This is a genomic window from Companilactobacillus pabuli, from assembly GCF_014058425.1.
GTDB classification, from domain to species: Bacteria; Bacillota; Bacilli; order Lactobacillales; family Lactobacillaceae; genus Companilactobacillus; species Companilactobacillus pabuli.
On record NZ_CP049366.1, the window covers coordinates 1651356 to 1669693 of the forward strand.

The window sequence follows — 18338 nt, forward strand, 5'->3', positions numbered from 1 at the left end:
TTCTTCTATCGCATCCGTTGCTGAGTTTAGCACATTACTTTTATAGCAATGCGCTTTTTTTAACTCAAAAAACTAGGAGATGTCAATGAAAACTAAACCCTATCAGATAGGATTTAACGAAATAAAAGAAACATATAACACAAATGATTTCAAACAAGGACTTACAAGTGACGAAGCTAAGAAACGTTTAGCTCAAAATGGTCCTAACAAACTAGAATCGCAGAAAACTCCAAAATGGAAAATTTTCTTGCGTCAATTCAACAATATGGTCATCTACGTCTTGATTGCCTCTACCATTATCACGTTATTGATGGGTCACTATTCTGACTCGATCATCATCGGTCTGGTAGTTGTTATCAACGCTATCATTGGTTACTATCAGGAATCCAATGCTTCAGATGCCTTAGAAAAAATTAAACAAATGTTGTCGATCGAAGCGACTGTCTATCGTGATGGTCAAAGAAAAGACGTTCCAGCTGAAGATTTAGTTGTCGGCGATACAGTTTTTTTAGAAGCTGGTGATAATGTTCCAGCCGACCTTCGAATCATCGACTCTGATAATCTACGTATTCAAGAATCAGCTTTGACTGGTGAATCTAACTCGGTTGAAAAAATCGATTCCAAACTTGATAGTGAAAACATTGCTTTAGCTGATCAACTCAATATGGCTTTTGCTTCGACCGCTGTAACTAACGGTAGTGGTAGTGGTGTAGTTGTTGCCACAGCCAAAGATACTGAAATTGGTAAAATCTCGACTGAAGTGAGTTCCGTTAAGCAACGCAAAACTCCATTGATGCAAATTATCGACGGTCTAGGTACTAAGGTTTCCTACTTCATCGTGGCTGCATCAATTTTGATCTTTATCATTGGTTTAGTCTTTGATACTTATGCTCTGCCTGTTTTAGCTTTAGCCGTTGTAGCTATGATGGTTGGTGCAATTCCTGAAGGTATGCCAGCTACTACTTCCGTTATTTTGGCCAAGGGTGTCAGTGACATGGCTAAGAAACAAAATACCATCGTCAAAACTTTACCTGCAGTTGAAACTTTAGGTTCTGTTGACGTCGTTGCAACCGACAAAACTGGTACCTTAACGAAAAATGAAATGACTGTGACTGACATTTTAATCGGCGACCAAGAACTACAAGTCAGTGGAACTGGTTATGAACCAACTGGTCAAATCACTCAAAACAATCAACCCGTAGAAATTACTCCAGAACTAAAACTCTTTTTAGAAGCTGGATACTATGCTAACGATACTAATTTGTCACATGAAAATGGCCAGTGGATCATCAATGGTGAACCAACTGACGGTGCTTTCTTGACGCTTTATCATAAAGTATTTGATTTTGAACAAAAGCCTGAATATGAAGAAGTTGATATTTTACCTTTCGATTCCGACTACCGTTATATCGGTAAATTAGTTAAGGATAAAGACAATCAACGAACACTTTTTGTTAAAGGTGCTCCAGATAAGCTTTTGGATATGGCTAAGAAACAAGATCCTAATTTCAATTACGATTACTGGCTTAAAAAAATCCAACAATTCTCCGCTGAAGGTAAACGTGTCATTGCCGTGGGTTACGAAAAACAAGCCCCAACAACTGACAAAGTTACCCATGAAATGATTGTCGATGGCTTGAATTTCTTAGGTGTCGTGGCAATCATAGACCCACCTCGTGAAGAAGTAATCGAATCACTGAAAGTTATGCGTACTGCCGGTGTTCAAGTTAAAATGATTACTGGTGACAACGCCATTACTGCTAAGGCTATCGGTGAAAAACTTGGTTTAGCTGACGAAATAAACGCTATTACTGGTGTTCAATGGGATGCTTTATCAGACGACGAAAAAATCATTGCTGCTGATAAGAACCAAGTCTTTGCTAGAACTACTCCAAGTAACAAACTAGAAATCATCGAAGCCTTACAAAAGAACAACAAAGTTACTGCTATGACTGGTGACGGTGTCAATGATGCTCCTGCCTTAAAGCGTGCCGATATCGGTGTCGCCATGGGTATCAAGGGAACTGACGTTGCTAAAGATTCTGCCGACATGATTTTGACAGATGATAACTTTGCCACAATGTCTTCTGCAATTAAAGAAGGTCGTCGAATTTTCGACAATATCAAGAAAAGTATTTTGTACTTGCTACCTATCTCCTTTTCTGAAGGTTTGATCGTAGCTTATGCCATCTTGACAAAACAAGAAATTCCATTGCAACCTTCACAATTGCTATGGATCAATATGGTATCAGCTATTACCATTCAATTTGCTTTGATCTTTGAACCGGCTGAAGAAGGCATCATGACTCGTAAACCGCGTAAAACTGGTAGTAAATTGATGAATCGCCACGATATTTTCCAAATGACTTACGTAGCGATTCTGATTGCAGCAGTCAGTTTGATCATCGATACTTATCTCAATAACATCGGTGTCAGTGATGCTATTTCAAGTACAACCATGGTCAACACTTTAATCTTAGGTAAGATTTTCTACCTATTTAACATCAGAACTCCAAAACTCGCATTATCAAAAGAACTCTTCTCTAACTCCAAAGTCTTCGTATTCGTTGGCTTGATGTTACTACTACAATTGTTCTTAACTTACGTACCATTCATGCAAAAAATCTTCTATACTGGAAATATCGGTTTAGTCGAATGGGGCATGGCAATCGTCGCAGGTGCAGTAGTCCTCTTGATTACTGAAATCGACAAAATGATCCGTTTAAAAATTAATAGATAATACCAAAAAGCGTCCGCTAAAATTTTATAGCGAACGCTTTTTTAGCTTTCAGATACTAACGGATACTTATTATCCAAAACGTACCCAAAACCTCGAACTGTTTTAATGCAATTTTGCGATTTTGATTTCTCTGCCAACTTATCACGCAAATGACTAATGTGGATATCAACCGTTCGACTAGAACCTATCGAATCATATCCCCATACTCCTTCTAAGAGTTGATCTCGACTCATTACTTTGCCACGGTGTTGGATCAAATACCAAAACAAACTGAATTCTTTAGGTGTCAGACCAATATCATAGCCATTATGTGTGACACGATAATGCTTAAAATCAATCACAATATCATTATATTTAATAGTGTTTTTTTTGGAGCTTTTTTTAATTGGATGCTTTTCTCTTCTAATAGAGAACTTGTTATAAACCCAAAACAATTGCTTAACTTTAGCAACCAATTCGGGATATTCAAATGGTTTAGTGATGAAGCTATCAATATTAATGTTGTAAAACAAAGAACGTCTTTTTTTATCTTTTGCCGGAGCCAAAACAATGATGGGACCAGAAATCTTATTACGCAAAGACTTCAAAATCTTAATCGAACTATTCAAATCCGTAATTGTGAAATCCCATAATAGGCCTGCAATTTCTTCCTTTTCGGCTAATTCTTCTACTTCTTCGGGATCAGTAATATTTTGTAAAAACCAACCTTGTTTATTAAAGCTTCGATTGATTTCTATAAATAGTAGTAGTTTATTACTCAACAATACTAGCGGTTGCATGTACTCGACTTCCTTCCAAATCCTTAATATCGCATTTTTCATCTTTACAATACTAAGGAATCTTTACATGAGGTTTCCTGAAACAAACACTAACTGTAGCTACATCACAACTTGATTATAGCAATGTAAATAATGGTGGTCATTTACATTAGCTAAATTTGATATTGTATTTTAATATATACATTTACAAATGTTGTTATATTGCATTATTTGCCGTCTCAGGTCACCTTTTTAGTCTACAAAGCAAATGTATATTTTTTTCACAACTTTACAAAACTTTTACACTAAATAAACATTATATATACACGTCACCTTTATCTTTATAAGTGTTAGGTAAATGATTTTATCAATACGAATTTGAATAGGGGTTTTAGAAATGAAAAAGAAAACTATTATTTCATTGGTATTAGGTTTCGCCGCTTTAATGCTCGTTCTAACTGGTTGCGGTAATGGGAATAGCAAAACCAGTGCTACTTCAAAGAGCGATAGCAACACAACATCAGGCAAGATTACAGCCGTTGGTTCAACTGCTTTACAACCACTAGTTGAAAAAGCTGCTGCTAACTTCCAAAAGAGTAACAGCAAAGTTGATATCACTGTTCAAGGTGGTGGCTCTGGTACTGGTTTGAGTCAAGTTCAAGACAAATCAGTTACAATCGGTAACTCAGATATCTTTGCTGAAGAAAAAGACGGTATCGATGCTAAGAAGCTTGTTGACCACAAGGTTGCTGTTGTTGGTATGGCTCCAGTAGTTAATAAAGATGCAAACGTTAAATCATTGACAATGGATCAAGTAAAACAAATCTTTACTGGCAAGATCACTAACTGGAAAGAAGTTGGTGGTAAAGATGAAAAAATCACTGTTGTTAACCGTGCCAAAGGTAGTGGTACTCGTGCAACATTCGAAGCAGCTGTTCTAAAAGGTGCCGAAGCTGTTAAATCACAAGAACAAGATTCAAATGGTACCGTTCAAAAGATTGTTGAAAGTACACCAGGTGCTATTAGTTATCTAGCATTCTCATACATTACTGATAAAGTACAATCAATCTCAATCGATAAAGTACAACCTACTGACGAAAATGTTGAATCAGGCAAGTGGAAGATCTGGTCATATGAACACATGTACACTAACGGTAAAGCTGAAGGTGCTACTGCTAAGTTCCTAGACTACATGAATTCTAAAGATGTTCAAAGCTCACTTGTTAAAGACATGGGTTACATCAGTATTCACAATATGAAGGTTCAAAAAGATTCTAAAGGAACAGTTAGTGACGTTAAATAACTGAAAAAAGAGAACTTCAACCTTGCCCAATCTTGGTCGAGGTTCTTTTTTTATATTTTTATATAGGAGGTTCTCCCTATGGATGATATTCAAAAAAAATTACAAACAAAATCTAAGGCCACCTTCCAAGATTACTTTGGTAAAGGAATTTGTTACGTCTGTATTGGTTTAATAATTTTATTAGTTACTTGTATTCTTTACTTTATCGCTTCTAAAGGTTTAGCTACCTTTACACAAAATCATGTAAACGTCTTTGATTTCTTAACCAAAACAAATTGGAATCCTGGTGCCACCGATGCTAAAGGACATCCCGATATTGGTGCTTTACCAATGATTGTTACTTCTTTCAGTGTCACTTTGTTAGCTGCACTATTAGCAACGCCGTTTGCTTTAGGAGTTGCAATCTTCATGGCTGAATTCTCCAGCAAACGAGGCAGTAAGATTCTTCAACCAGTTATCGAATTACTAGTTGGTATCCCTTCTGTCGTTTATGGATTCATCGGCTTGTCAGTTATCGTTCCTTTTATTAGAGATATTTTTGGTGGAACTGGATTTGGTATTCTTTCAGGTACTCTAGTCCTCTTCGTCATGATCTTACCTACGATAACTTCTCTATCAGTTGATAGTTTAAACTCCGTTCCACTTTTCTATCGTCAAGCTTCACTAGCCCTTGGAGCAACTAGATGGCAAACTATCTATAAAGTTGTTTTAAGAGCTGCTGTTCCGGGTATTTTGACAGCTATTATCTTTGGAATGGCACGAGCTTTTGGTGAAGCTTTGGCCGTACAAATGGTTATCGGTAATGCGGCTCTATTGCCTAAAAACTTAGTTTCACCCGCATCAACTTTGACTAGTAAATTAACTACTGATATTGGTAATACAGTTATGGGAACTTTGCCCAACAACGCACTTTGGTCATTAGCTCTAATTCTGTTATTGATGTCTTTGATTTTAAATATGCTAGTTAAATTCATTGGAAAGAGAGGTCGTTTCTAAATGAATGCTAAAAAATACGATCATCTAGCCACGGGCATTATCTATGCTTTAGTCGTGGCAGTTATTTTAATTCTAGTCGCCATTTTGGGGTACATTCTTTTCAATGGTGTTCCCGATATTTCATGGCATTTTCTAACTTCCGCTGCTCAATCTTTTAGTGCCGGTGGTGGAATTAGAGACCAGCTCTTCAATTCTCTTTACTTATTAGTACTTACAATCATCGTTTCTTTACCAATTGGTTTAGGAGCAGGAATTTACTTATCTGAATACGCCAAAGACAACTGGTTCACTGATTTGATTAGAACTAGTGTCGAAGTTTTAAGTTCTCTGCCCTCCGTTGTAGTTGGATTATTCGGCTACTTGCTATTTGTTATCAAATTAAATCTTGGTTTCTCCATTCTTTCTGGGGCAATCGCTTTAACCTTCTTCAATTTGCCTCTTTTAACGAGAAATATTGAAGAATCATTACGTAGTGTACCCGATTTACAAAGAGAAGCTGGAATGTCTCTAGGACTTTCAAATTGGAAAACTACTACTAAAATTGTTTTACCAGCTGCTTTACCTGGTATTTTAACTGGTTTGATTCTTAGTGCCGGAAGAATTTTTGGTGAAGCTGCCGCTTTGATTTATACTGCTGGTCAAAGTGCTCCTACTGTTGATTACACCAATTGGAACATCTTCTCCAGTACGAGTTTTTTGAATCCTATGCGTCCAGCTGAAACTTTAGCAGTCCATATTTGGAAAGTTAATACTGAGAGTGTCACTCCTGATTCTCACCTGATTTCTAGCGCCTCTTCTGCCGTATTAATTATCGTTATTCTGATTTTTAACCTAGGTGCTCGTTTCTTAGGAAACCAACTCTACAAAAAAATTACTGCTACGAAATGAGGTCTCATTTTTGAAAGAATACAATTTAAACGAATCCTTTATAACTAATATTGCAGAAGAAAAGGCACTTACAACTAAAGATTTACAAGTATATTATGGTAACAATCACGCTATCTTTGATGCTAATCTTGAATTCCCACGTTTCGAAATCACTGCTCTGATTGGTGCTTCCGGATGTGGTAAATCAACGTTCTTACGTTGCCTAAATCGTATGAATGATAAACGTGCTCGCGTTGATGGTGAAATAATGTACCGTAATCTCAATATCAATTCACCAAAAATCAACGTTTATGAAGTTAGAAAGCATGTTGGAATGGTCTTTCAAAGACCTAATCCCTTTGCCAAATCAATTCGAGAAAATATCACTTTTGCTTTGAAAAACGCCGGTATCAATAAAAAAGAGATTCTGGAACAACGATTGGAACAAAGTTTAAAAGATGCGGCACTTTGGGATGAAGTAAAAGACGATCTTGATAAAAGTGCTTTGGCTTTATCAGGTGGTCAGCAACAACGTCTCTGCATTGCTCGTTCGATTGCCATGCATCCTGATATCTTACTATTGGATGAACCAGCCAGTGCTTTGGATCCAATTTCCACTTCAAAAATTGAAGAAACACTAGAAACTTTGAAGAAAAATTACACGATTATTATCGTTACACATAATTTGCAGCAAGCTTCTCGTATTAGTGACTACACTGCTTTTCTACATCTAGGTCATATTATTGAATACAATACGACCGCAAATGTCTTTACTAAACCTAAAATGCAAGCCACTGAAGATTATGTTTCTGGTAATTTTGGTTAAAAAAATGGTAGCCATTCAATTAAGTTTGAATATGCTACCATTTTTTATTTCCTCAAAACTAATTCATACTTGTCAGTTTGGTCAGTCTTTTTAATAATGTATTCTTTGATAATAATGTGTTTCATATCTTCACGCTGCTTCTTCGCTTCACTCATAAACTTACGATGGATCCAGTGATTAAATCCAGTTACTAGTCCCATCCAACCAGCTGTTGTAGCAATCGACCATTCAGCGCCGCTACCCATTACTTGTTCACGATGAATTTCATCACAAAATTCAAAAGCAGATTGCCCTACTTCAAAGCCGCTTTCTCTATTATCAATAGCCTTTTTTAAATCCTCTATATTACTAATATCCATATAAATACCTCGTAAAAAAAATAAAAGACGAAATAAAAGTATCTCATCTTTTATTTTACTTGTTTATTAGTAATTCTGATAGTTCAATTTAATCATTATCGCCTTGAGCTCTTAGAATTTCTCCCAAAGATGGTTGTTCTTTAACATCAATGTGATACTTCTTAGCATAGGCATCGACAGCTTCTTGACCATACAATTTTGGATCTAGTGGCATAAAGGCTGTAGCAACTGGATCATCTTGTTTGATAACAGCATTGACTACGATTGGTTTCTTGTTACCACTGGCCTGTAATTCTTTGATTTTGGCAAAAACTTCATCAGCATCTTTGATGGATTTAATAGTGAATCCAATTCCACCTAAACCTTCAGCAACTTTGGCCCAATCAGCACCAGTTAAATCAACTCCATACAAATGTTGTTTAGAGGCCACTTGTTCATAGTAAATAAAACCTAATCTTTCATTTGAAAGAACTACATTAATTACTGGCAATCCATATCTAGCTTCAGTAATGATATCTGGTGCGACCATTGAGAAACCACCGTCACCTGACAATGTCCAAGCTTGTCCTTCAGGCACACTCAAAGCTCCAGCCAATCCCGCAGGTAGACCAAAGCCCATTGTGGCAAATAAACCTGACAAGGCAAAACGTTGATTATGATTCATTGGCAATCCGCGAACACCAAATTCGGAAACATTACCAGTATCAACACCATAAGTATCATTAGGACCAGCCATTTCGGTAATTTTCTTGGTAACAGTTTCTGGGTTCAAACCTTGACTGTCATCTTCGGCTAATTTATCCAACCATTTATCCCAGTTAGCCTTGTTCTCTTGATTAGCTTTTAACCAAGTGCTTGTTGGCAAAGTTTCTTTAGTATCGATCAAAGCTTGTAAATAACTCTTAGCATCAGCAATTACAGCATAGTCAACATCGACTGTCTTTCCAATATCGTAAGGATTATTATTAACGTCAATAATTTTGACACCCTCAGGCCAAAATCTTGCAAATGGAAATTCTGAACCGATAAAGAGAATCAAATCTGTATGTTGCAAAGCTTCAAAACCTGATTTACTTCCTAATCGTCCAAAAGTTCCAATGAAATTAGGATGATCAGTACTGATTACTCCAGTTGCTGGAACAGTATTCATCACCGGAATATTGAATTGTTCTGAGAATTTAGTTAAAACTTCTTTTGCACCTAACAAACCACGACCTGCATAAACTAGTGGATGCTTAGCTTCTTTGAGTAGTTTCAAAGTGTTATCAATATCTTTTTGATCAATTTTTTGTGAGTAATTATTTTTAACAATTTTAGGAGTTTTAGCAGGTACATAATCAATTTCTTCAGTCGTCAAATTTTCTGGCAAAATTACCACTGCTACACCATTCTGACGGTAAGCTTCACGAATTGCTTGATTGATTACATAAGGGATTTGTTCTGATGTGGTTACGGTACGATTGTAAACTGCCACATCTTCAAACATAGGTCCTTCATCCATTTCTTGGAAGTAATTAGTATTCATATTTTCTTGAGGAACTTGTCCTACCAAAGCTAATACAGGAACATGATCCATCTTGGCATCATACAAACCATTAAATAGATGAGTGGCACCAGGACCTGCTGAACCAAAAGCAACACCAATTTTTCCAGTGAATTTGGCATCGGCTGAAGCGGCAATAGCACCGACTTCTTCATGACGAACCTGAATATATTTGATTTTATCTTTTTCTAAATATAGACCTTCAACAGTATGATTAATGGAACCGCCAGGTACGCCATAAATATGATCAACGCCCCAATCTTCAAGAACTTTTACCAAAGCTTGTCCAGCTATCATTTTTGTCATAATTACACTTTCCCTCTTTTTTTAATGGGTTTATTGTCTACCCTTGTAAACGCTATCATCGAATACTTCTGTTAAAAAATCAAATAATCTTTCTTGTTAATTTTTTAACTTGTTACTTACAAAAGTCGGATAGTAATTACACCAAAAATCATAATTAATAAACTAACTATTTGAGCAAAAGTAATGGGATTCTTAGTTGAATTAAACCAGCCAAATTGATCTATCAACAAACTGCCGACAATTAATCCTACTAAGACAATCACCACTGCCAAACCAGTACCGATTTTTGGTACCAAATAAACATTTCCTAAAACAAATAATGCCCCAATAAATCCCCCTAACCAAATCCACCAAGGGGTCTCTTTGCTTTTTTGAAAATGCAAACGCGGATGAATTATTGTAACGATGATAATCAGAGAAATTGTCCCAACAAAAAATGAAATAAAAGCTGCTTTAACCGAAGATTTTAAAACTATTCCTAGATGTCCATTGATAGCAGTTTGCGTGGCACTAAACATCCCTACCACAATTCCAATTAACCGATAAATCCAAAGATTATTTGCCTTATCAGGTAAAAATTTCTTATGACGATACACAATGATTTGATTGATGGATACCGCTCCAATCACACCAACAATTACCAATACTGCTCCAATAACTCTATTCCATTTCAATGGCTGAACTGGTGAACCGAATAATCCAAAATTATCAATTATTAATCCCATAATTATCTGTCCTAAAATTGGCATGATCACAGTCTGCACACTGCCAAGTTTAGGAAACAATAGAATATTGGATGTTAAATAAATCACTCCCAGCAAACCGCCTAGCCATAACCAAATTGGTTCTTTTTCAAATAAATTTAAGGAAAAGAACAGTGACTTATCAATCAATATCGTAATAAGTGCTAAAAACAATGTTCCTAAGGAAAATGAAATCAATGAAGCTACAAAGGGTGATTCCACTGAGAATTTTAGTCGAGAATTAATGCTCGTTTGAATCGGTAACCCAATTCCAATTATCAAACCAATTAATATCGTTAACATTTTTTCACCTTCACATCTTTAATATAGATTTAAGTGTTTTTAAACGATATTTTTTTGATTAAAAAAAGCAGGACAATTTGTCCTGCTCCAAATTAATTATTAAAGAATTGTGATATGACTAAGAAAACTATCCCACCTACAATTACCCCGATACCAATAATTAAGTAGTTCCATAATCCTAATACCCCTAAAAGAATCAAGATAATTCCAATTATTGGATGATGAAGTAAAGCAATTCCGGTTTTGATAAATAACCAAATGATAACTAAAATTGCCACTCCAATAGCAATTAATAAAGGTGCCGAACTACTTGAGCTGGCTGCCATTAATGTGAGCATTTTAAGCCTCCTTTTTAGTAAGACTGATTATATCATGTAATCATAATTTGAGGAAATTATTTCAAATTTTATAATAAAAAACTTTTATTATAATGAAAAACATATTACAATCAAGGCTTAAGGAAAAAGGAGCGCTTATTTTGATATTCAAAAAAAATTCCTCTCGAAAATGGTTTGCTCTCAGTTATATCATCGTATTCTTTTTATTAGAACTGATGATTGTAACTAACAGTCAGATCACTTCGAATTTTGATTATTCAATCCAAAATTTATTAGCCAACATCACTAATAGCACTAACAACAAGATTTTTGAGTTTATCACATTTTTAGGTAAACCCGTAATGGATGTGCTTTATTTAATAATCATTATGGTTTTCCTGTGGTTTGTTAAACGCAGAAAAAGTGCTTTGTGGTTAGGATTCGTTTTAATATCAGGTAACATTATTGCTTTCCTAGTAAAGATTACTGTCAGAAGAACTCGCCCCACAGGAAAAATCATTCCTGCAACTGGATATAGTTTTCCTAGTGGTCACGTCTTTGGTACTACTTTAGTCATCTTAGCTATCATTTTGTTCATCTTGCCTTACCTGAAGAATCAATCATTTAATTGGATCTATAAAACTATTTTGATTCTTTGGTTGATATTGGTTGCTATTTCTAGAGTTTACTTACATGGACATTTTCCTACTGATGTAATTGGTAGTGCTCTACTTGCTGGAGCTTGGTGGGAAAGCAGTGAATTACTGTATCTACGATATTTCGAAGAAAAATCCAAAATTGATATACCGGTTGAATAAAAAGGACTTGGCAATTTGCCAAGCCCTTTTTATTTATTCAGTAATTTCTTTAATTGCAAGAAGCAACTTGGTGATGTCCTCATCATAAACTTCACCGATATTACCAATTCTAAATGTAGGAACTTGTGATATTTTTCCCGGATAAATCACAAAGCCATCTGATTTTAATTGTTGATAGAATGCACGAAAATCAAAATCTTCGGTTGGATAAATGAAAGATGTAATGATTGGTGATTGGAATTTTTCATCGATCAAAACTTTAAATCCAAGTTCTTCCATTCCCCTAGCAAGATGCTTTTGATTATTCTCATAACGTTGATGACGAGCTTGTACGCCACCTTCTTCTTTTAGTTCTTTAAGAGCTTCATAGAAAGCATGAACAACATGAGTTGGTGAAGTAAATCTCCATTTACCATTGTTACGTTCCATTTCAATGTATTGTCCATAAAGGTCTAAGGATAAAGTTCTTGCCATCCCTTTAGCTTTTTCCAAAACTTCTTTTCTGGCAATCACAAATGAGAATCCTGGTACACCTTGGATACATTTATTAGAACTACTGATTAAATAATCAATCTTATTAGCCTTAACATCAATTGGAATGCCACCAAAACTACTCATAGCATCTACAATTGTTGTTACTCCTCTGCCACTAACGTAAGGAACTATATCTTCAATCGGATTCAAAATTCCAGTTGTAGTTTCACAGTGGATCATCGCAAAATGAGTTACGTCAGGATTAGCATCCAAACATTTTGTAACTGCTTCTAAAGTAATTGGTTGTCTTTCATCAACGACTAGATCAACATGATTGATACCGTATATATCTGCCATTTCTCCAATACGCTTACCATAAGCACCATTCATGGCAATCAATAAAGTATCATCATCTGAAATTGTAGAACTAATTACTGATTCGACACCGTAAGTACCACTACCTTGGATAGGGACTGCCGTATACTCTTCGTCACTTACTTGTGCAACTTCTAAAAGCGAATGGCGAAATGATTGAGTGATTTTTTTATAATCATCATCCCAAGTACAGTAATCAAAGTCCATTGCTTGCTTTACTTCTTCGCTGGTTGTTAAGGGTCCAGGAGTTAAGAGTAAATAATTTTTTTCTACCATTTTTTATCCATCGATTCATTTAAATATTCTACAATTTGGACTAAATCCAAAATGCTATCAATCACAAAATCAGCATTTACTGATTCAAATTTACGTTTAACTTCGTTACGTTTAGCGATTTGTTCTTCATTGTTCAACTCATCGAATTCAACCTGCGTTAATCCCATCAAACTGCTTCCTTCAACTATCCCAACTGTTTTGACGCCAGCATTTTGACCTTCTTTAATATCTACCAAAGTATCCCCAACTTTGATAATTTTTTTAGGATCACTAATATTGAACTTTTTCATAATGAATTGGATCATTGCTGGTGATGGTCTGCCAACCCCGTCAACATCTTCTGACGTCACCACTAACTCAGGGGTATAGCCACGGTCAGCAGCCTTTTCTTGAACGATTTTCATCATTTCAGCAGTATATCCTGTTGTCGTGGCAACCTTGATTCCATATTCCTTCAAATAATTGAAAGTTTTCAAAACACCAGCTTTTAAGTCAGTATCTTCTCTCAAATAATGTAACAACGATTGTTGAAAATCTTCGTAAATTTTCTTACGATCATCATCCATTGGCAATTTAGAATACATTTTTTTCCATTGTTGTTTGACATCTTCTAGTTCCAATATCTTGCCGATATGATCCCATTTAGCCATCCCCATATCACGACGGATTTCATCGTCTGTCAATGAAATACCAGCATTCTTAAAGGCATTTTTAAAGGCAATGACAGGTGCCAAACTACCATAATCAACGGTCGTTCCTGCCCAATCAAATATAACTGCTTCAATCATAAAATCTTCTCCCTAATTAACGGTTTAAATACATCTGACGAATTTTAACCGCTATAAACTCAAGTACAAACGTTACAAAAATAACTAGATAAACGATCAATCCTGTTTCGTGGAAATCAAAACTCATCCCACTAGCGACAAACAGTTGATAACCAATTCCACCGGCACCGGCGGCAGCACCAACAGCAATCGCATTAGCAAAATTGATTTCTAGACGAATGAACGTCCATGAAACGAATGAGGCAATAATTGTAGGCCAAATTGCTTGGAAGACAACGACCCAAAATTTTGCTCCGGTTACTTTTAATGATTCAATTGTCGATTTGTCAATTCCTTCAATACTTTCTGAATACGCCTTAGTTAAATAAGCCACACTATGAAAACTCAAGCCTAAAACTGCAGCTGTAGTACCCAGTCCACAAATAATAGAAAAGATCAAAGCCCAGATGATAGTTGGAATTGCTCGCACAACCGCCATAACTACTCTTATTCCGGCTCCTAAGTATGCGTTAGTTAAATTCTTAGATGCCAGAACGGCAAAGAAGAATCCAAAAACTGCACCAATAATCGTTGTTAGAATCGAAAGTAAAACACTGCCAGCCAAAGCTTGCAATAAAGGCGTAAAGCCATCAGTTCCGGCACTAGGCTGTAAAAACATTTGTTGCAAATTTGTAGCTAATTCTTTAAAAGCAGTGTTCAATTGAATGCCCGCTGCGTCTAAATGCATCAATGTATAGCCAGTAATGATTACTAAACTAGCAAAAACTACCACGATCATTGTTCTTGATAAACTATTCTCATGCAACTTGATCTCAGGAGACTTGGGTGGATTAGGTTGTTGAATAATTTGTTCGTCTGCATTAATCATAAAATCACCCTCCTAATTTGATTGGAAATAGTTTCTAAAGCAATAACAACAATAATAATTGCTAAAACAGTCATTCCGGCAGCATCGTATCGAAAACTCTTAAAGTAAACATCAAAGATAAAACCAATTCCTGTACCTGTCAAAATACCAACCAAAGTCGCATCACGTACATTATTTTCAATCATGTAAAGAATCCAACTTAAAATACTTGGTAAGATTTGTGGCAAAACTGCTTGAAAAATAACTTGGAAGTAGCTTGCACCAGTAGCTTTTAAAGCCAACATTGTTTCACTAGCTTCGTCCTCAATAATTTCCATAAAAGCACGGATCAAGTAACCAATCGATAGCAATAGAAGTGCTAGAAAACCAGTAAAATCACTCTGCTTAAATGAGAACAAAAGAATCATAGACCAAGCTACTAACGGAATATTTCTAAAGAAAGATGCGATTCCTCGCACAATTGTCTGAACCGTTCCGTTGATTCCAGTAACCTTGGATCCTAATAGAGCCACGAAGATGGAAATAGCTGATGCCACTACCGTAGAAGAAATTGCTAAAAGAACAGTTTGTAGCAATTTTTGCCATATTTTAGGTAGGAATTCTGTTGAACTAGCCGTTGGTTTGAAATTAACCCCTAACCAAGCAAAAGCCCTGGGAATTGCAGTAAAACCAGCTAAATTATCAAAGCTCAAAATCCAACTAGCGAATATATAAGTACCGCCAATAATTGCGATTATCGCTGTCTGATGCCATCCTTTGTGTTTTAAAAAATTTGTAGGAGATTGCATTATTCAAGCTCCTTTGTAATATCTTGATCATAAAGAGTCCTCAAAATATCTTCTGACAATAAATCAGCATCTTCATCAAAAACTAAATGTCCTTTTCTAATGCCAATAATTTGATCAGCATATTTTTTTGCCATATTGATTTGATGCAAATTAGCTATACAAATTAAGTTGTACTCATCAGTCAATCTCTTAAGTAATTCCATGACATTTTGTGCAGAGGCCGGATCCAGAGAAGCAATCGGTTCATCACAGAGAATAACCTTTGGATGTTGAATCAATGATCTGGCAATCCCAACACGTTGTTTTTGACCACCACTCAATTCGGAACATCTCTTTAAAGCAAAATTCTCTAAACCAACTTTTTTCAAAAGAGACATTGCTTCTTCTTTTTCCTCTTGAGTATATCTACCAAAAACACCCGCCAAAGTTGACTTATAACCTAATCGACCATGTAAAACATTTTCAATAACTGTCAATCTTTCAACCAAATTATAATTTTGGAAAACCATCCCGATTTGACGGCGAAACTTACGTAGTTGCTCTTTGTTAGCACTGCGAATATCCTTGCCATCGAGGAGGATTTGACCGTCATCATCTTTGATCAATTGATTTAAACTTCTTAAAATTGTTGTCTTACCAGCGCCAGAAGGACCAATAATCGCAACAAAAGTCCCCGGTTTAATGTCGAAAGAAATGTCTGTCAAAGCTGGCTTGTCTTTCTCGTAACTCTTTTGTAAATTCTTAACCTCTAACATAAGATACCTCTCTTATTTACCAACTAGTTCATGTGTAGGTTTGTACCAGTCATCATCAACTTTTAGAAGAATTGTCTTGTCACTCTTCTTTTGCCATAGTGTTGGTGTCTTACCCTTACCATCTGAGAATAGACCCTTTGTTTCTGTAAATTCTTTAGTTGTGAAACGTTTTGTAATTGCATCAATATCTTTCTTGCTTAATGCACCTGAGTTTACTACGAAAGGTCCATTTTGAACTGGTAATACTGATAGGTTAACTAATTGCTTACCTTTGAATTCAGCAAATGGTGCATCGGCATCATCACGAACTGTAAATGTTGAACCAACCTTATCGTAACTACCTTCTGTAACTTTCAAGAATGGTGTCAAATCACCATCATCAAATGCAGCAACGTCAGCGTCACCCTTTAATAAGTTAATAGCTGAACCTGGGTGAGTTGTTCCATACAATACTTTACTGAAGAACTTGCCACCTTCTGATAGTTCATCTTTGTTCTTTAGTTTGAAATGCTTAGCAATTTCGTCTGTTGGTACGGCAAAACCTGATGTTGAACTAGCTGAAACGAATGAAATCTTTTCACCCTTGATCTTGTCGATATTGTACTTGCCATCTTTTTTGTATTGATCGGCCTTATCTTTTTGAACCATTAGATATGAACGATAACTTGCACCCTTTGTAGTTCCATCTGGACCTGATTGTAGAAGCAAAGGAACAACTTTTTTGTTTTGTGCATGTGCTTGAATATAACCATCGGCACCCATGAATGCTAATTGTGCTTTACCTGAAGCGATAGCAGCAATCGCCACGTTGTAATCAGTTGTTGTTTGAATATTGATCTTCTTACCTGTAGCCTTGTGTAATTCTTCTTGTAAAGCTTTACGTGAAGCAGTGAAGTTCTTAGCTGATTCATTTGGATAGAAGACCATTGTGATCTCCTTATTATCCTTACTACCAGCTTTTTGTGATGCTGAACTGTTAGATGAACATCCAGTTAATACCCCTGCGAGTAGTAAAAATACCCCTAAAACAGCGGTTAATAATCGCCCTTTTTTCATAGATAAATCCCACTTTCTGTTTGTTTTTTTCGAGCAACATAAGAGTAACAAACGAATGTAAAATAAAAATATATTTTCTGTAAAATAATCAGATATAACATTTACATTCTTTATACATTTTTTATACAAATAAATGGGCTATAATAGTTTTTGAAAAAACATAGGAGGTAAATTTATGGCGACAAATATTCCTTATATTGAATTAAGCAATGGTGTAATGATTCCCCAAGTAGGTCTAGGCGTATTTAGAATGTCAGACGATGAAGTGCTAAATAGTGTCAAATGGGCTATCCAAAGTGGTTACCGTCACATCGATACAGCTAGTTTTTACGATAATGAAACGGCTGTTGGCAAAGCTATCAAAGAAAGTGGCATTGATAGAAAGTACTTATTCATTACCACTAAGATTTGGAACGACGTTCGAGGATATGATGCAACAATTGCTCAATTTAACAATTCTTTACAAAAATTGGGCTTAGATTATTTGGATCTTTATTTGATTCATTGGCCAGCTGAAGGCTTTGAAGAAAACTGGCGTGCGATGGAAGATCTTTATAAACAAGGTAAAGTTAGAGCTATCGGGGTTTCTAACTTCAAAGCTCATCACATTGAACAATTAATGGAAAAGGCTACGATTGCTCCTATGGTCGACCAAATTGAAACGCACCCTTATTTACAAGAGACTGATCTCCACGAGTACTTACAAGAAAAACACATTGCTCATGAATCATGGAGTCCATTAGGTGGTGGCTTAAATAAAGTCATTGATGATCCAGTAATTAAAGAAATAGCTGAAAATCATCACAAAACACCTGCCCAAATTGTCCTACGCTGGCATATTCAACGTGGTGAAATAATCATTCCTAAATCAACTCACGAAAGTCGTATCAAAGAAAATATCGATCTTTTCGACTATCACTTTGACTTAACACCTGAAGAAATGGAACAAATCAAGAAATTAGACAGTGATAAACGTGTTGGAGCAGATCCTGATGACAAAGAATTTTTGGCCAACTCAATCACTTATTCAACTCAAAATCACTAAAAAAAGCTCTCAAGGCATGACCTTGAGAGCTTTT

At 35.9% G+C, this 18338-nt stretch carries 18 protein-coding genes; 7 read left to right on the forward strand and 11 right to left on the reverse strand.

Features of this window, described 5'->3' with window-relative positions; translation table 11 throughout:
• Positions 1-85: 85 nt before the first annotated feature.
• Positions 86-2740, forward strand: coding sequence for an HAD-IC family P-type ATPase (locus G6534_RS08030; RefSeq protein WP_059073732.1), 2655 nt, complete (start codon positions 86-88; stop codon positions 2738-2740).
• A 41-nt stretch (positions 2741-2781) separates the two neighbouring features.
• Here G6534_RS08030 and G6534_RS08035 read toward each other — a convergent pair whose 3' ends face one another.
• Positions 2782-3519, reverse strand: coding sequence for a winged helix-turn-helix transcriptional regulator (locus G6534_RS08035; protein WP_182082576.1), 738 nt, complete (start codon positions 3517-3519; stop codon positions 2782-2784).
• 376 nt (positions 3520-3895) lie between these two features.
• Between G6534_RS08035 and G6534_RS08040 the strand changes: the two genes are divergently transcribed.
• The 4 genes from G6534_RS08040 to pstB all read left to right on the forward strand — a co-directional run bounded on the left by G6534_RS08040 (position 3896) and on the right by pstB (position 7490).
• Complete coding sequence (locus G6534_RS08040) at positions 3896-4801, forward strand: phosphate ABC transporter substrate-binding protein PstS family protein (protein WP_059073730.1); 906 nt, start codon at positions 3896-3898, stop codon at positions 4799-4801.
• A gap of 78 nt (positions 4802-4879) precedes the next feature.
• A complete protein-coding gene (gene pstC, locus G6534_RS08045; protein WP_182082577.1) occupies positions 4880-5797 on the forward strand; it encodes a phosphate ABC transporter permease subunit PstC in 918 nt (305 codons plus the stop codon).
• Positions 5798-6685, forward strand: a complete 888-nt coding sequence (pstA, locus tag G6534_RS08050; RefSeq protein WP_059073728.1) for a phosphate ABC transporter permease PstA — start codon at positions 5798-5800, stop codon at positions 6683-6685. It begins immediately after the preceding gene.
• A 10-nt stretch (positions 6686-6695) separates the two neighbouring features.
• Positions 6696-7490: a phosphate ABC transporter ATP-binding protein PstB gene (gene pstB / locus G6534_RS08055; RefSeq protein WP_059073727.1), complete on the forward strand. Its 795-nt coding sequence runs from the start codon at positions 6696-6698 to the stop codon at positions 7488-7490.
• Between the two features lie 44 nt (positions 7491-7534).
• On the opposite strand, the gene G6534_RS08060 is transcribed toward pstB, so the two are convergent.
• The 4 genes from G6534_RS08060 to G6534_RS08075 form a co-directional block, all read right to left on the reverse strand.
• Entirely contained in the window at positions 7535-7849 is a 315-nt protein-coding gene (locus G6534_RS08060) for a hypothetical protein (RefSeq protein WP_059073726.1), read from the reverse strand.
• An 88-nt stretch (positions 7850-7937) separates the two neighbouring features.
• A complete protein-coding gene (gene spxB, locus G6534_RS08065; RefSeq protein WP_182082578.1) occupies positions 7938-9698 on the reverse strand; it encodes a pyruvate oxidase in 1761 nt (586 codons plus the stop codon).
• Positions 9699-9814: 116 nt separating this feature from the next.
• On the reverse strand, positions 9815-10744 hold the full coding sequence (locus tag G6534_RS08070) for a DMT family transporter (RefSeq protein ID WP_059073724.1): 930 nt from the start codon (positions 10742-10744) through the stop codon (positions 9815-9817).
• A gap of 92 nt (positions 10745-10836) precedes the next feature.
• Positions 10837-11082 (reverse strand): hypothetical protein, encoded by a 246-nt coding sequence (locus tag G6534_RS08075; RefSeq protein ID WP_010018619.1) that lies wholly within the window; start codon positions 11080-11082, stop codon positions 10837-10839.
• A 140-nt stretch (positions 11083-11222) separates the two neighbouring features.
• Here G6534_RS08075 and G6534_RS08080 point away from each other — a divergent pair, with 140 nt between their 5' ends.
• Positions 11223-11879 (forward strand): phosphatase PAP2 family protein, encoded by a 657-nt coding sequence (locus G6534_RS08080; protein WP_182082579.1) that lies wholly within the window; start codon positions 11223-11225, stop codon positions 11877-11879.
• Positions 11880-11912: 33 nt separating this feature from the next.
• Here G6534_RS08080 and phnW read toward each other — a convergent pair whose 3' ends face one another.
• From phnW to G6534_RS08110, 6 genes are read right to left on the reverse strand one after another with little or no spacing between them, the layout of a single operon-like run.
• On the reverse strand, positions 11913-13004 hold the full coding sequence (gene phnW / locus G6534_RS08085) for a 2-aminoethylphosphonate--pyruvate transaminase (RefSeq protein WP_059073722.1): 1092 nt from the start codon (positions 13002-13004) through the stop codon (positions 11913-11915).
• Positions 12998-13792, reverse strand: a complete 795-nt coding sequence (phnX, locus tag G6534_RS08090; RefSeq protein WP_059073721.1) for a phosphonoacetaldehyde hydrolase — start codon at positions 13790-13792, stop codon at positions 12998-13000. The genes phnW and phnX overlap by 7 nt, the downstream gene beginning before the upstream one ends.
• 16 nt (positions 13793-13808) lie before the next feature.
• The gene (locus G6534_RS08095) at positions 13809-14660 is read right to left on the reverse strand and encodes a PhnE/PtxC family ABC transporter permease (protein WP_059073720.1); all 852 of its coding nucleotides are present in this window, start codon (positions 14658-14660) and stop codon (positions 13809-13811) included.
• Positions 14657-15448, reverse strand: a complete 792-nt coding sequence (locus tag G6534_RS08100; protein ID WP_059073719.1) for a phosphate/phosphonate ABC transporter permease — start codon at positions 15446-15448, stop codon at positions 14657-14659. Before G6534_RS08100 ends, G6534_RS08095 begins: the two co-directional genes overlap by 4 nt.
• Entirely contained in the window at positions 15448-16203 is a 756-nt protein-coding gene (phnC, locus tag G6534_RS08105; RefSeq protein WP_182082580.1) for a phosphonate ABC transporter ATP-binding protein, read from the reverse strand. Before phnC ends, G6534_RS08100 begins: the two co-directional genes overlap by 1 nt.
• Positions 16204-16215: 12 nt before the next feature.
• On the reverse strand, positions 16216-17259 hold the full coding sequence (locus G6534_RS08110) for a phosphate/phosphite/phosphonate ABC transporter substrate-binding protein (protein ID WP_119317361.1): 1044 nt from the start codon (positions 17257-17259) through the stop codon (positions 16216-16218).
• 175 nt (positions 17260-17434) lie between these two features.
• Here G6534_RS08110 and G6534_RS08115 point away from each other — a divergent pair, with 175 nt between their 5' ends.
• Positions 17435-18304 (forward strand): aldo/keto reductase, encoded by an 870-nt coding sequence (locus tag G6534_RS08115; protein WP_059073717.1) that lies wholly within the window; start codon positions 17435-17437, stop codon positions 18302-18304.
• Positions 18305-18338 lie beyond the last annotated feature (34 nt).

What these genes read in the sequence shown, in the direction of transcription:
- G6534_RS08030 (WP_059073732.1), top strand. Translation starts at nt 86, where the DNA reads ATGAAAACTAAACCCTATCAGATAGGATTTAACGAAATAAAAGAAACA.
- G6534_RS08035 (WP_182082576.1), bottom strand. Translation starts at nt 3,519, where the DNA reads ATGCAACCGCTAGTATTGTTGAGTAATAAACTACTACTATTTATAGAA.
- G6534_RS08040 (WP_059073730.1), top strand. Translation starts at nt 3,896, where the DNA reads ATGAAAAAGAAAACTATTATTTCATTGGTATTAGGTTTCGCCGCTTTA.
- pstC (WP_182082577.1), top strand. Translation starts at nt 4,880, where the DNA reads ATGGATGATATTCAAAAAAAATTACAAACAAAATCTAAGGCCACCTTC.
- pstA (WP_059073728.1), top strand. Translation starts at nt 5,798, where the DNA reads ATGAATGCTAAAAAATACGATCATCTAGCCACGGGCATTATCTATGCT.
- G6534_RS08060 (WP_059073726.1), bottom strand. Translation starts at nt 7,849, where the DNA reads ATGGATATTAGTAATATAGAGGATTTAAAAAAGGCTATTGATAATAGA.
- spxB (WP_182082578.1), bottom strand. Translation starts at nt 9,698, where the DNA reads ATGACAAAAATGATAGCTGGACAAGCTTTGGTAAAAGTTCTTGAAGAT.
- G6534_RS08070 (WP_059073724.1), bottom strand. Translation starts at nt 10,744, where the DNA reads ATGTTAACGATATTAATTGGTTTGATAATTGGAATTGGGTTACCGATT.
- G6534_RS08075 (WP_010018619.1), bottom strand. Translation starts at nt 11,082, where the DNA reads ATGCTCACATTAATGGCAGCCAGCTCAAGTAGTTCGGCACCTTTATTA.
- phnW (WP_059073722.1), bottom strand. Translation starts at nt 13,004, where the DNA reads ATGGTAGAAAAAAATTATTTACTCTTAACTCCTGGACCCTTAACAACC.
- phnX (WP_059073721.1), bottom strand. Translation starts at nt 13,792, where the DNA reads ATGATTGAAGCAGTTATATTTGATTGGGCAGGAACGACCGTTGATTAT.
- G6534_RS08095 (WP_059073720.1), bottom strand. Translation starts at nt 14,660, where the DNA reads ATGATTAATGCAGACGAACAAATTATTCAACAACCTAATCCACCCAAG.
- G6534_RS08100 (WP_059073719.1), bottom strand. Translation starts at nt 15,448, where the DNA reads ATGCAATCTCCTACAAATTTTTTAAAACACAAAGGATGGCATCAGACA.
- phnC (WP_182082580.1), bottom strand. Translation starts at nt 16,203, where the DNA reads ATGTTAGAGGTTAAGAATTTACAAAAGAGTTACGAGAAAGACAAGCCA.
- G6534_RS08110 (WP_119317361.1), bottom strand. Translation starts at nt 17,259, where the DNA reads ATGAAAAAAGGGCGATTATTAACCGCTGTTTTAGGGGTATTTTTACTA.
- G6534_RS08115 (WP_059073717.1), top strand. Translation starts at nt 17,435, where the DNA reads ATGGCGACAAATATTCCTTATATTGAATTAAGCAATGGTGTAATGATT.